The 13,244-nt window shown below is 44.7% G+C and carries 9 protein-coding genes; 7 read left to right on the top strand and 2 right to left on the bottom strand.

The window, feature by feature from the left end; translation table 11 throughout:
* The first annotated feature begins 1 nt into the window (after position 1).
* The 4 genes from AC1DVJ_RS12205 (at position 2) to AC1DVJ_RS12190 (ending at position 8,525) form a co-directional block, all read left to right on the top strand.
* Positions 2-835 carry a carbohydrate ABC transporter permease gene (locus AC1DVJ_RS12205; protein ID WP_477591024.1) on the top strand — a complete coding sequence of 278 codons (834 nt, stop codon included), beginning with the start codon at positions 2-4 and terminating at the stop codon, positions 833-835.
* Positions 836-915: 80 nt separating this feature from the next.
* A complete protein-coding gene (locus tag AC1DVJ_RS12200; protein WP_477591022.1) occupies positions 916-2,301 on the top strand; it encodes an ABC transporter substrate-binding protein in 1,386 nt (461 codons plus the stop codon).
* A 214-nt stretch (positions 2,302-2,515) separates the two neighbouring features.
* On the top strand, positions 2,516-6,751 hold the full coding sequence (locus AC1DVJ_RS12195; protein WP_477591021.1) for a DUF4832 domain-containing protein: 4,236 nt from the start codon (positions 2,516-2,518) through the stop codon (positions 6,749-6,751).
* A 73-nt stretch (positions 6,752-6,824) separates the two neighbouring features.
* Positions 6,825-8,525: an S-layer homology domain-containing protein gene (locus AC1DVJ_RS12190; RefSeq protein WP_477591020.1), complete on the top strand. Its 1,701-nt coding sequence runs from the start codon at positions 6,825-6,827 to the stop codon at positions 8,523-8,525.
* A gap of 50 nt (positions 8,526-8,575) precedes the next feature.
* Here the strand turns inward: AC1DVJ_RS12190 and AC1DVJ_RS12185 are convergent, their stop codons facing one another.
* A complete protein-coding gene (locus AC1DVJ_RS12185; protein WP_477591018.1) occupies positions 8,576-10,048 on the bottom strand; it encodes a hypothetical protein in 1,473 nt (490 codons plus the stop codon).
* A 135-nt stretch (positions 10,049-10,183) separates the two neighbouring features.
* On the opposite strand from AC1DVJ_RS12185, the gene AC1DVJ_RS12180 reads away from it, so the two are divergent.
* From AC1DVJ_RS12180 to AC1DVJ_RS12170, 3 genes are all read left to right on the top strand, one after another.
* Complete coding sequence (locus AC1DVJ_RS12180; protein WP_477591017.1) at positions 10,184-10,555, top strand: helix-turn-helix domain-containing protein; 372 nt, start codon at positions 10,184-10,186, stop codon at positions 10,553-10,555.
* A 25-nt stretch (positions 10,556-10,580) separates the two neighbouring features.
* Positions 10,581-11,564, top strand: a complete 984-nt coding sequence (locus AC1DVJ_RS12175; RefSeq protein ID WP_477591015.1) for a CehA/McbA family metallohydrolase domain-containing protein — start codon at positions 10,581-10,583, stop codon at positions 11,562-11,564.
* 93 nt (positions 11,565-11,657) lie between these two features.
* Positions 11,658-12,380 (top strand): MgtC/SapB family protein, encoded by a 723-nt coding sequence (locus tag AC1DVJ_RS12170; RefSeq protein WP_477591099.1) that lies wholly within the window; start codon positions 11,658-11,660, stop codon positions 12,378-12,380.
* Between the two features lies 1 nt (position 12,381).
* Here the strand turns inward: AC1DVJ_RS12170 and AC1DVJ_RS12165 are convergent, their stop codons facing one another.
* Positions 12,382-13,134, bottom strand: coding sequence for a metallophosphoesterase family protein (locus tag AC1DVJ_RS12165; protein WP_477591013.1), 753 nt, complete (start codon positions 13,132-13,134; stop codon positions 12,382-12,384).
* Between the last annotated feature and the right edge of the window lie 110 nt (positions 13,135-13,244).

Genomic DNA, 13,244 nt, shown 5'->3' with positions numbered 1-13,244 from the left:
CATGACAAGCACTTCTGCTTTTGCAGCGAAAATGACGAAATATGCACTGCTGATGATCGGATTGGCCGTGTTTATGGGACCGTTGCTATGGCTCGTTTCCACGATGTTGAAAACACAGGAACAGTCGTTTAAGTTTCCGCCAGAATTTTTKCCTCATCCGATTAGTTTTGGGGCGTTCAGTCGTCTGTTCGATACGATGCCGCTAATGGGGAGATGGATTTTCAACTCATTCGCGATCTCTGGTATGGTCGGTGTAGGAACCGTTTTGTGCGCAGCCTTGATTGCTTTTGGTTTTGCTAGAACGAAAGCAAAATCGCGGAAATTTTTGTTCGGTATCGTCCTTGCAACGTTGATGATTCCTTCCCAAATCACATTAATTCCGCTGTACATTTTATACAAAAACATTGGTTGGTACAATACGTGGTTACCGCTCATCGTTCCAAAAATGCTCGCTAACCCATACTTTATCTTCATGTTCCGCCAGTTTATGATGACCATTCCAATGGAATTAGATGAAGCTACACATATGGACGGCGGTGGTTACTGGACCATATTCACCAAGGTAACAATGCCGCTCTGTCGGCCAATTCTTGTGACCGCTTTCATATTTGCTTTCGTGTTCTCTTGGACAGATTTCTTCACACCATTGATTTTCATTCAATCGGAAAAACTTCAAATGTTGAGCGTAGGCTTGCAAATGATTATGGGGCAAACTTCACATGATTTTCCTGTTCTAGCTGCAGGTTCATTCATCGCCCTGTTACCGATTGGCTGTATTTATTTCTTTGCACAACGTTATTTCATTGAGGGGGTGGTCATGACCGGCTTGAAGTAAGATGGGTCATGCAGATTGGATCAATATCTTGTCTATAGAATTAACATGTAACGAATGTATAAATCTAAGGAGGGTTTTCCATGAAAACAAAAAAATGGCTCACTAGCACAGCAACCGTTATCGTAGGTGCATCAACACTTCTTACAGCCTGCAGTTCAAACACAACGCAAACAACACCAGCTCCAGCAGCATCTGCAGCAGCGACAACTGCAGCGCAAACACAGGCACCTGCTGCAACAGCGGAAGTGATTTCCGGCAAAATAACGTATTCACAGTGGGGAACGAACGTAGAGACAGAGCAAACGAAAGAGTTGCTTAAAGAATTTAATAAAAAATATCCGAAGATCGAAGTGGAAGTTGTTAGTAAAGATTGGGGTACATACTGGACGTCATTAACAGCACAAGCTGCTTCTAAAGATTTGCCTGATGTTTATAAAATGAGCTTCGCTTATGATGATAAATACGCGAAACTTGGCGCGATGAAAGATTTAACCGATCTGATCAAAACAACGGGTTTCAATACATCTGATTTCGAGCCTGGCGTCCTCGCCGCTCATCAAGTGAACGGCAAACAAGTGGCGCTTCCACGAGATGCCAATACGATCGTTATGTACTATAACAAAGGCTTGTTCGACAATAGCAAGTCCAACCCGGCTGGAGCCACGGCACCTAAGAAAGAAATGACGTGGGATGAAGCGTTGGATATCGCTAAGAAAATGACGATTGACAAAAACGGTAAAACAGCCGCTGATGCCGGGTTCGATGCGAATAATATCGTGCAATGGGGTATCACGGTGGATGCTGCTGGATCCGCAGATTCCGTTCTAGAGCCGCAAGTTCTTTCCAATGGCGGTAAAGTAGTAAACGACGATCAATCACTTGCGCTTTCTTCTCCAGAAGCTAACCAAGTACTAAGTTTCTATCGTGATCTGGTTACGAAATACCATGTAACACCAACGACGAGCCAAAGCCAATCGCTTTCCAAAGAGCCGTTCTTGGCCTTGACAACTGGCAAAGTGGCGATGAGCTTCGCTGGCTCCTGGTCTGCTCCTGAGTTCAAGAAAGCGAATATTAAATTCGATACTGTTCTGCCTCCGAAATTCAAAGATACGAAAACGGTTGTTCAAGTTGCAGGTAATGCGATGAGCCCGAATTCGAAAAACGAGAAAGCCGCTTGGGCGCTGTTGAGCTGGCTCGCTGGCCCTGAAGGCCAAATCGCCCTTGCTAAACAAGGTCAATCGATTCCTGCGAATAAAGCTGCAGCTGCAGCTTACCTCGGAATCGACGAAGGTTACAATAAACAAACCTTTATTGATTCCCAGAAGTTTGCGATTCCTGTGCCATTCTTTGATGGGAAAGATAAGCTGCTATGGGAAATCATCCCGCAAAAATTAGCACAACCTCTATCTGGTAAAGGTGATATCGAAGCTGCCGTGAAAGAAATCAAAACACTTTACGGCAAATAAGGTAAAGGCTTTATCCAACCCTAGGTGACATCACGAGAAGGCAGTATGAGCATGAAAAGATTTTTGATAATTTTGTCAAAGAAATTTTCTGCCTGCTGTCTTTTTGTTGTCTATTTTTTGACCAACAATCTTCCATAAAGAGGTGTGTTTAGTGGTAAAAAGGAATTTATTGTCGAAAAAGAGCGGTAGTTTGGTCATGTTTGCCTCGCTCCTAATGTCTACTCTAACACCAATTGCGTCTGCGTCCGTGAGTGCTGCAGTACCGACTACGGTTCATTTCACAGGGCAACCTGCCGAGTGGGCTTCCGTGACACATGATTCAGTTACGGCAGCTAGTTCATTGCAACTGATTAAAGCGATTCAAAGCGGTGGTAAGCTCCATGTACTGGTGAAAGGAACGAATGTTAGCAATCAAGGCACATTCTATATCGATGCGGATAACAACCCTGCAACAGGCGAGCCAGTGACGGGATGGAAGAATTCAGGCGGTATTGATTACAAAATTACAGGCGATAAGCTGTATCAATATTCAAGCGGGGCGTGGGCGCAAATAGGGACTGTCCCTTATGCCAATACGCAAACTATTGCGGAGACAGAGGTTGGCATTGATTTGCTTGGACTTCCTGCATCAGCACCTATGAAGGTCGCCTATAGTCAAAGCGGCTTCAACGCATTCTTACCTGATGTTGGTAAAGATATGTTAGGCGCTGACACAGAAGTGCCTGCCTTTGGACCAGATGCCAACATTACAGTAGACGCTAATACGGACGATTGGGCTGGATTGCAGCCAATTGCCACTACTGCTGATTCTGTTACAACTTCCGTTTATGCGGTTATGAATAATGAAAGACTTTCCGTTTTAATTACAGGTAAAGTTGGCGATTGGAATGATTTTCTGATCGATACCGATAACAATAAAAATACTGGATTTTTTGCACCTAGTCTTTGGCCCAACCAAGGATTTGATTATTTGATCGAGAATGGCGCGGATGGAGCTGTATATAAAAGCCATAACGCTGGATGGGCTTGGGACTCGTTGGCGAGCTTGACAGACCCGAGTGTTCAGTATGCAGAATCTGGCACGAAAGATAACAAAACAATTGAAGTATCTATCCCGATTTCATTAATTGGCTTAACTGCTCCGCGTACTCTTTACATAGGATTCGATGGCGGTAACAGTGGTCAAAGAGCCCCTAAAGTACCAGGCGCTGCGGCGAAAGTGATCCCAGCGCTTCCGAAAGTGACTGTAGACGGCAATGATGCGGATTGGGCAGGCATCACGCCGATTGCGGCAGGAACAGGCGGTATTGTTGATTTTAGTTCTTTTATCAAAGACAAAAAGGTTTATGCATTTGCTCATTATCATGGTGATGTGTCGACTACACCTTTTAGAAATCTGTTCATTGACTCTGACAATTCCACGTCAACTGGCTATCAACAGTACGGGGCAATTCCGGCAACAGGTTCGGACTATATGGTTCAGAACGGTAAGCTCTATAAATATACTGGAGCAAATGGATTATGGGGATGGACTTCAATTGGTGTTCAGCCAACGGTCATGTCGGCTACATATGCACCAGCTGGATTTACTAATTTCGAGATGTCTGTTGATCTGAACAGTTTTACGAATGTTTCGGATAAGGTTAATGTTGGATTAAATATTGGAGCTGTCGTTGGAAGCGATAACGCACCAGCTTCCGGCTTGAAATATCCAACGGCGCTTTCGGCAACGAATGGCACAGCGATGATCGTTGATGGTCAAGAAAGCGATTGGGCAGCAATCGATAATAAATCGGTTTCGACTGCGGCTACGATGACTTTGAATGCCGTTCAAGATGACAACAAGCTTTACTTACTGACGCAAGGAGCCAATCTGAACTCGCAAAACGAATACTTCATCGACAGCGATAACAACAGCACAACCGGCGATCATGATTCGAGATGGCCGAATGCAGGCATTGATTACAAAGTATCTTACAACACGCTGTACCGTTTTGTCGGCGCAGGCAACTGGGTGAAGACCGGCTCTGTTAATAATGAGTTGAATATGACTTCAAGTCTCGTCTATCTATATTTGGATCAACTAGGACTAGCTAGTCCAGGACAATTGAAAGTCGCATATGTTTCCAAAAATTCAACGGCTCTTCCTGAAGTTGGTGCGCCAATGATGAGCGTATCCTCTCAAGTTCATCAAACTGTGACTGCTGGCGTTTACTACCCAAGAGAGAGTTTTGATGTGCTTCACAATCCGTATATGGGCTTTATGCCTTGGGCGCGAGGTGTTGAAACGCCAAGTAAGGAGCTTCTGAAGAATACACCTTATCCGCAAAATGCCAAAATTCTATATGCCGGCATTAACTGGAAAGACCTTGAGCCTACAAAAGGGAATTTTGACTGGGCAGGCATAGAAGCTGCGAACCAGCTTGATTATTGGTACAGCCAGGGTGCCAAGGTCAACCTGCGCATTGTCATGGATACACCGGGTAGCACTGTACACAGGGATATCCCTGATTGGTTGTATGACGAGATTGTGGCTGAACAAGGAGTTGCAAATGCTGGAACGATTTATGGCGATGTTACATCTCGTACAGGTTTTGCGCCGAATTACAATAGCCAAGTACTGATCAGTGAACATAAAAGAATGATTCAAGCGTTCGCGGAGCACTATGATAATGATCCGAGAATTTCTTACATCCAGCTCGGTTCTTTAGGACATTGGGGTGAGTTCCATAATACCTATGTTAATGCACCTCTAGGTAATTTCCCTAAAGTTTCCGTATCCGATCAGTATGTACAACCATATATCGATAACTTCCATAACAAATTGCTTGGTATGAGAAAACCTTTCCCGATTACTGCAAGCAATAAATTAGGCTTGTTCAACGACATTATTGGGGATAAGGGTTCGACGGAAACATGGAAAGACTGGACAGTTAACGGCTGGGGCGATGTCGGCTTATTCCTTGAGCCTGGTCAGAATGCTGCTGCAGCAAAAACTGCTTCCGCAATGCCTGATTTCTGGAAAACTAATTTCTCTGGCGGAGAATTTACAAGCAATATTTCATTGCCAAATCATTTCACTGACGACTATATTATGGAACAGCTGAACGAAATTCGCTATTCCCATACGTCATGGGTAGGTCCAAACTCACCGGCTAAATTCGTAGTGGGTGAGAACGGTATCACACAAAATATCCAAGAAAACTTGGATTCCTGGATGAAAACAGTTGGTTACCGTTATGTATTGGAATCAGTATCACATCAGGCGCAAGCTGCTGCTGGAGATGCAGTTTCCATTGCAACACACTGGAATAACAAAGGTGTGGCACCGTTCTATTACAACTGGCCAGTTGCAGTTGCACTAGCCGATGCGAACGGGAATGTCGTTGCTTCTTCCGTAACAAAAGCAAATCAAACGGATATTCGTTCTTGGTTACCAGGCGGTAATGATGCTAATCTTCCGCTGCAAATTCCAGCTGATCTTGCGAGTGGGACGTATAAGGTGTTGGTTAGCGTAATTGCTCCCGACACAAATAAACCTGGTATTGATTTGGCGATTGCCGGTAAACGTAGCGATGGCTGGTACCCAATTGATCAAATTCAAGTGTCGAATGGTTCAACACCAGCTACTGCATCAGTAGTCTTGTCAGGTCCACAAAAGGTTACTACTACAGGTCACGTAGCATTACAATTTGGTGTGACAAGTGCTCAACAAGTTACGGCACAGGATGTTGTCATCAAGTATGATGCTCAAAAGTTTACCTTCGACAACGCTGTATCTTTAGATAGTAAATCAGCTATTCAAGACGTCGATAACGATTCGGTTGCAGGGACAGTACGCTTGATTGTCGTTAATACTGGTGCGGGTAACGCACTGAACGGAGATCAACCTGCATTACTTAAAATTAACTTCACTCCGGTTGCCTCCGCTGAGGGAACAGGAATATTCTCAGTAGAGCAAGCTGCTTTCTCAGATGCTGCAGGTGAAGTAACATCTGCGAATGTAACTGGGGCAGCAGTATCTGTTGAAATCATTAGCAGTACTGCACTGACGGCAGCTATCGAAACTGCACAGGACAAACTTGCGCACGCTGTTGCAGGAATACAAGTCGGTCAGTATCCAGCTAGTGCGAAAAGTAAACTTCAAGTGGCGCTTGATGCCGCACAGTCGGTTGCTGGCAATTCAAGTGCGACACAAGCGGAACTCAGTAGCGCAGCTGCGGCTCTGAACTCGGCAATTGCCGTATTTAACAGTCTTGTCATTACTAGCACAACAGGCGATGTTAACAATAAAGTAGGAATCGATATCGGAGATGTCGGAGTTATTGCTGCTCACTACGGAAGTAAAGTCGGAGACTCAGGATGGAAAGCAACTTGGGATTTTGACGGAGACGGTGAAGTAGGACTTTACGAATTGGCCTTTGTTGTTAGACGTCTGCTGAATCATTAATTTTTCAATCATGAAAGGAGGAGGGCAAGTGATTGTCCTCTTCCTATTTCCCCAAAAAAGAGGTGTTGACTTCATGAGACGTATTGCCATTCTTGCATTTATGCTAACTTGTTGTATGGTCTTACCCTTACTAGGAAATAAAGCTTTCGCCAGCAATTCGCCAACATTCAGTTTAACTTCAGACGTGAGTACGATTAAAGTCAAGGATAGTGTAACTTTTACCGTGAAGGGTAGCGGTCTACAAGGTGTTGCAGCATATGAAGTGCAATTGAACTGGGATCAGTCGACATTCATAACGCCAGGGGAACCTCAAAATGTAATGCAAGGAACTGGCTCTTCGGCCCAGAAAACGGAAAGTAATCAAATTCGTTGCGCCTTCGCCCTGAATACTAACCAGCCTGTCATAAACGGGGAATCAGAACTTTGTAAATTTGTTTTTACCGGCAAAGATGCAGGTAAAGTGAAAGTGTCTGTTAGCTTGGTTAAATTGATGGACGCTAATTTGGCTGAGAGTCGATTTATACCAAACGGTTCCGACAGCGCGATTGAACTTACAGTGACTAGCGTTGATAACCCAGGAAACCCAGGAAATCCAGGAAATCCAGGAAATCCAGGAAACTCAGGAAGCCCAGGAGTAGTAAATGTAGATACAACGCCAGGCCCCAACGGTACATCGAACGTCAACATTATGCCAGACCTATTTGATAAAGCACTTAATTCCACAACGGATCACAACATGCAGATTAACATTAAGGGAGCAGAGCAATCGAATCAAGTCGTCGTTCAAATACCATCACAGCAAATTCAGCATGCGAATGATGCTGGAATCGATAAAATCGAAATCAATACAGGTCTGGCGATCGTCACTATTTCCCCAGGACTGTTGAATGACTCAGGTAAATCAGGTGATGTTCAGCTTACTGTTTCTAAAGTAGACACTGCATCATTGTCGGATGCGGTCAAGCTTACAATTGGAAATCACACCGTCTATGACTTCAAACTGACGGTCGATGGCCAGACTATTAGCAAATTTGGAAATGACCGTCCTGTAGTCGCTATTCCATACAAGCTGCAGCCAGGTGAATCACCTCATCAGATTGTTATCTACTACTTGTCTGCCGATGGTAAATTAGAAGTTGTCAAAAACGGCAAATACAACGCCGTGACGGGCATGGTTGAATTCAAACCAGCTCATTTTAGCCAATATGCCGCAGTAGACGTGAAGTCCGTGTTTACAGATTTAGGAACTGTGCCATGGGCAAAAGCTGACATTGAGGGTCTTGAAGCTCGTCAAATCGTATCCGGCATCAGCGAAGGTCATTTTAGTCCTCAAGGTCAAGTCTCAAGAGCTGAATTTATTCAAATGCTCATGGGAGCATTGGATTTAATCAATCAACAAGCAACGAGCACATTTAGTGATGTAGAGCGGGGAACTTGGTATGAGCAAGCCGTCGCTAGTGCGCAACAACTTGGCATCGTTAACGGTAAGGAAGATGGCAGTTATGGCATCAATGAGAAAATCAGCCGTCAAGATATGGCTGTTATGATCTACCGCATGGCCCAAAAGTCGGGCTTGAAATTGCCGAGCACGGCGAGCTCTCAGGCATTCACAGATCAATCGATGATCGCGGAGTATGCCAAAGTTGCGGTAACAGCGCTTCGTCAAGCTGGAATCGTAACTGGCATGGAAGACGGCAGCTTTGCACCAAGTGATTATACAACTCGCGCGCAAGCAGCTGTGATGATTTATCGTATTTTCAATTTGTCGAGATAAAAAGAAAAGAGCCATGTTTATCAACATGGCTCTTCTTCCATATTCCTTGACTAATGCAAGGTGTAGCTGTAAAGTGTTCCGCTTGATGCAGGCAAGCGATCCGTTGCCGAATCATTTTTAATGAAACCTACTCGTATCGTATTTCCCGCGCTTAAACCTAGTGTGGATAATGGAATGGAGACCTCAATCGTACTACCATTATTGACGAATTGAGCTGAACTTAACGTTAAGACAGGTGTCCAGGTAAAACTGTTATTCGTGCCTGCGTACGTATGCAGTGAGCCATTCTCCAATAAATCATCGACGCCGCTTGTTGTCCATCCAGTCGGGTTGTATCCGGAAGTTGTGCTGTTGTCCGTGTTCAAATAAAATTGATTCTTCACATTTAAGCCGCTTCCCTGAATTAGGAGGTACAGGTTCGAACCGTTATTTGTGGCTTTTATTGTGGAAACCGCACCAGACCCGCTGCTGTTAAGCGCCGTGATGGCTGACCAGTCGCTTGTACTGCCGTCAATGGTAATTGTTGAAGTTGACGTAAAGCTGCCAGTGCCAGTTGTAGATCCGTTACCGTTGACGTTGATTGTACCTGAGTTAGAAACGCGAGAGTTTAGCGTGGAGCTGCTTTGATGAACAGGATCGGCTGGGAAGGTCGATCCGTAACTGGTACTTAAGTTCGAATAGTAATGGAGGGTGTTATTGCTTGCCGAGTACCAAAGATCCGTCCACTGGAACGGGAAGCCATACATGGCAGCGCCCCACCAAGCCATCTTAAATTTGTCTGTTGTGTTGTCCGAAGCTGTTGCTCCATTTGCAGCATTCGTCGACAAAGCGGCAGTAATCACGCCTTTCGAACGATAGTAGCTGAGCGCTTTGTCAGCTTTGGCCGACCAACTCGAAACGGATTGATAGCTATTCCCTGAGATGAGCCAGCTTTCCGCTAAGTAATAATCGCCTGCTACCGTACTAGGAGGATTGCTTACGCCAGATTCGTCTAGATTGCCAAGCGCGTGATCAATGTTCCATGAGTTCATGAATGCTTTCAGTCCTACGCTGTGAATATAGGTTAGCATCGTATTTTGTCTGGCGCGTGTGACGCCGTAATCGAACCCATAATCATCCAAAAATATGCCGTAGGCGCCCATGCTTTTCCATTCGTCCACATACGTTTTCATCGTGGCGATGCTTAGATTTTGAGTGGAAACACCGAGGTCCACGTAACCGAATACTTTTTTACCGCTTGCATTCAAGCTCGTAATGATAGTTTTTGTTTTCGCATTATCTCCGTGAGCTGCATGTTCGATACCGTCACCAAAAACGAGAACGTCAAATTGATTGAATGTTGCTGTAGCCGTTGTTACATTGCCTGCAGCGCCGTTGACGAGTGAGGGCCAACCGTAATAAATACCCAGATGCGGAAGTGGGGAAATGGCATCCGCCGCCAATGCGACAGGCAAAGTCCCGCCAAACAGCATAAACGACAAAAACAAGGCAAATGCAATCAGCTTACTTTTTTTCACGTTCATATCAATTACCAACTCCTTTCAGTGTGAAGCGCTAATTATGCGCTCCCAACTAGAACTCTATCTGAAAAGAAGACGGAATCCAATCAGGAACAGATGGACTTTTGTAGGGGATTTTCTGGAGAGGCGGGAATCACGATGGTACTGTCAGTCAGCGATGCAAGGCAAGTGCCAATAGAAGAAAATAAGCAAGTTCAAGATGCTGTCGATTGGCTGCTACTTAACTATGCGAAGCCAGTTTCCATTGGGAAGTTGGCAAGGGCATTAGGATATCACCGAACGCATCTTTCTAAAATGTTTAAGCTTCAAACGGGGACATCGCCAATGCAATTCCTCCTCCAGATCAGGATGGAGCAGGCTCGATTGTTGTTATGCACGCCGTTATCTATCAAACAGATCGCATACTCCACCGGGTTTTCTGATCCGTTATATTTTTCAAGACAGTTTAAGAAATCGTTCGGGCAGCCGCCAAGTACATACCGTCGCAGGTATGAGGAGCTGATTAATTGAATTGAATAAGAAAGGGGAACGCACAATGTCGGCAACGTGTAAATTTATCATTAACAATCCCTATTCTGAAATAAATTGGCGTACCGTAAAACACATCAAAGCCAATCTTCATTCACATACCTTGAATTCGAATGAACCCATAGGAGAATGGTCAGACAACGTCGTCAATACGCCGAAGGAAATGATTGAGAGGTACGAGGCATTAGGTTATGAAGCTCTTGCGATCACAGATCACGACTATGTGACTTATCCTTGGAGCGATTGGGGGGTGTCCAACAGTCCTATGATCGCCATCCAAGGCAACGAACTTAGCAAAAACACACATATGTCCAGCTACTTTACGAACTATTTTGACAGAAGAGGCGAAGGCCGTTATATAACTGAGGGTTTCGAACAAAATATTATCAATGTTGGGAAATTAGGCGGCATTATGTATGTCAATCATCCCGCTCGGGGCGGAAGCACCTCTGAATTTGATTTTACACGCGAACTTCTTAACAAGTTTCCTCATGTTGTCGGGATAGAAGTGCTTAATGTAGGCCAATTTGACAAAAATAACAGTGAAACGATGTGGGATCAACTGCTAACTTCGCTAATGCCTAAAAGGAATGTGTGGGGAACTAGCACAGACGACTCGCATCATGTGAATGCGGTGGGGAAGGGCTGGACCTACCTGTTGTTAGAAGAAAAAACGGAAGCAGCGGCTAAGGACGCTTTGATAAACGGCAAGTTGATCTTTTCTACCTCTAGTGGGATTCCAGATATGCCAGTGGGCATGCCTCCCGTCATCAGTGATATCAAGGTCGATGGAAATGCCCAGACGATCACTGTGGAAGCGCAAAATTACGCCACAATAGAGTGGATATCTGCGGAAGGTAGAGTGGTATCGACCGACAAAACCATTCATCTGGACACAACAAGCGAAGTACGCCAGTACGTGCGTGCTCGACTCTTCGGACCGGGTGGTCAGACGCATACGGAGCCTTTTGGACTCATTGCCGACATTTAGTTTTGAATAAGAGGAGACTGATATAAGTGGGGGATTAGATTGGAAATACATAATACGATCTGGCATATATCTCATTTTGATCTAACGTTGCGAATGATTTTATCACTGGTCTTAGGAGGTTGTATCGGTTTGGAACGAGAAATGAGTAACCATGCGGCTGGGCTGCGAACTCATATTTTAGTTTGCCTTGGATCGACGACAATCATGCTTTTATCTATTTATGGGTTCAGTGACTTTATGAACGATACTACCGTTAGGGGGGATCCAGCGCGATTGGCGGCCCAAGTCATTAGCGGTATAGGTTTTCTTGGAGCTGGAGCCATTATGCGTAATGGCTCGACCGTTTCTGGGTTGACAACTGCTGCTTCTATATGGGTAGTAGCAGCAATTGGCTTGTCTGTCGGAGCGGGGTTCTATTATGTTTCCTTCTTGACCGCTATTCTCGTATTATTTTGTTTGTTTGTCTTAAATCATTGGGAGAAGTACCTCATTCGTAAGCGGAAGCAAATTGAATTTACTTTAGGTGTCTCAGACAAACCGGCAAGTTTAAGTGAAGTGATTAACAAGTTGGTGACAATGAACATACAGGTCTTGCACATTCAAACTGGATCTTCCATGGAGAGAATGAACGAGAACGATTCTTCATGTAAGATAACGATACGAATTTCTGTGTCTGCAAGTAACGATGAGATCACCTTAACGAATCTATTAAATACGATAGGAGAGATTCCAGATGTGCTACTTATAGAGCCAGGTGCGTCTCATGTTCATAAAATAAGAAACAAATATGAGCATTCAAGACGTGCATTCTATTAAGTTATTTTTTCATCAAGGCCCTCGTTTTGGCGGTAGTCAACTCAAATTGATATTCTGCGAATGACGGCATATTTGCTTGTTTGGCAAGGTGCAGAGCCCATTCAATATCATAAGGTAATCGGATGAATTGAATCGAATAAGGGGCGACAATCTCAGAATCAAGCACCCCTTCCATAATGGCATAAGAAGCTAGCGGGAGTTCAAGGGGGTTACCGACGCTGCCCGCATTGAATAAGGTTTTTCCGTTTAGGTGCTGGATGAATGCTTGGTGGACATCGCCATATCCAATGATGTCTGGTGTACAACCGTCTTCGGGCGTACCGGTTTGATCGGTATTGTGGAACAACGCGAGTCGGCTTTCCAGAGAATCCCAAGGTTGGACTCGGTGAAATACGCTCGTTGCTGATGCGTGAAATAATCTTACCCGATTACCGCTGATGCGAAAATCAATGGAGAATGGCAATGAGGACAAATACTGGATTCGCGATTGGCCTAGTTGTCGTTGGTGCCAGGCATAGTCTTCACTAACCTGATGACTCCCCATCAATACATCCCAATTGCCTTGGATGACGGCTTCGCAATTGCTTCTGATGAGATCAACAGCTTCATCGGAGTTGGGCCCTTTACCAACAATATCACCAAGACAAATAATGCGGGAAATGGATCGTTCCCTAATATCCTGAAGGACAGCTCGCAAAGCGGGAACATTGCCGTGAATATCTGAAATAATGGCTATTTTTCCAGTCTGTTCCATTCAATCGACTCCTTTACAAATTGCTCTGCTAGAGCAATGTAATGACTACATAAGAATGATGCTATCTGATTTCGAATGCACCGAATAGAGATTTGTTTTTTACCTGTGGC

This window comes from Paenibacillus sp. P4_A9, assembly GCF_056402415.1.
This window is presented reverse-complemented; position numbering and strand designations above follow the sequence as displayed.

Excerpts from the sequence above, each read along its gene's own strand:
- AC1DVJ_RS12200 (WP_477591022.1), top strand. The coding sequence starts at position 916 with ATGAAAACAAAAAAATGGCTCACTAGCACAGCAACCGTTATCGTAGGT.
- AC1DVJ_RS12195 (WP_477591021.1), top strand. The coding sequence starts at position 2,516 with ATGTCTACTCTAACACCAATTGCGTCTGCGTCCGTGAGTGCTGCAGTA.
- AC1DVJ_RS12190 (WP_477591020.1), top strand. The coding sequence starts at position 6,825 with ATGAGACGTATTGCCATTCTTGCATTTATGCTAACTTGTTGTATGGTC.
- AC1DVJ_RS12185 (WP_477591018.1), bottom strand. The coding sequence starts at position 10,048 with ATGAACGTGAAAAAAAGTAAGCTGATTGCATTTGCCTTGTTTTTGTCG.
- AC1DVJ_RS12180 (WP_477591017.1), top strand. The coding sequence starts at position 10,184 with ATGGTACTGTCAGTCAGCGATGCAAGGCAAGTGCCAATAGAAGAAAAT.
- AC1DVJ_RS12175 (WP_477591015.1), top strand. The coding sequence starts at position 10,581 with ATGTCGGCAACGTGTAAATTTATCATTAACAATCCCTATTCTGAAATA.
- AC1DVJ_RS12170 (WP_477591099.1), top strand. The coding sequence starts at position 11,658 with ATGATTTTATCACTGGTCTTAGGAGGTTGTATCGGTTTGGAACGAGAA.
- AC1DVJ_RS12165 (WP_477591013.1), bottom strand. The coding sequence starts at position 13,134 with ATGGAACAGACTGGAAAAATAGCCATTATTTCAGATATTCACGGCAAT.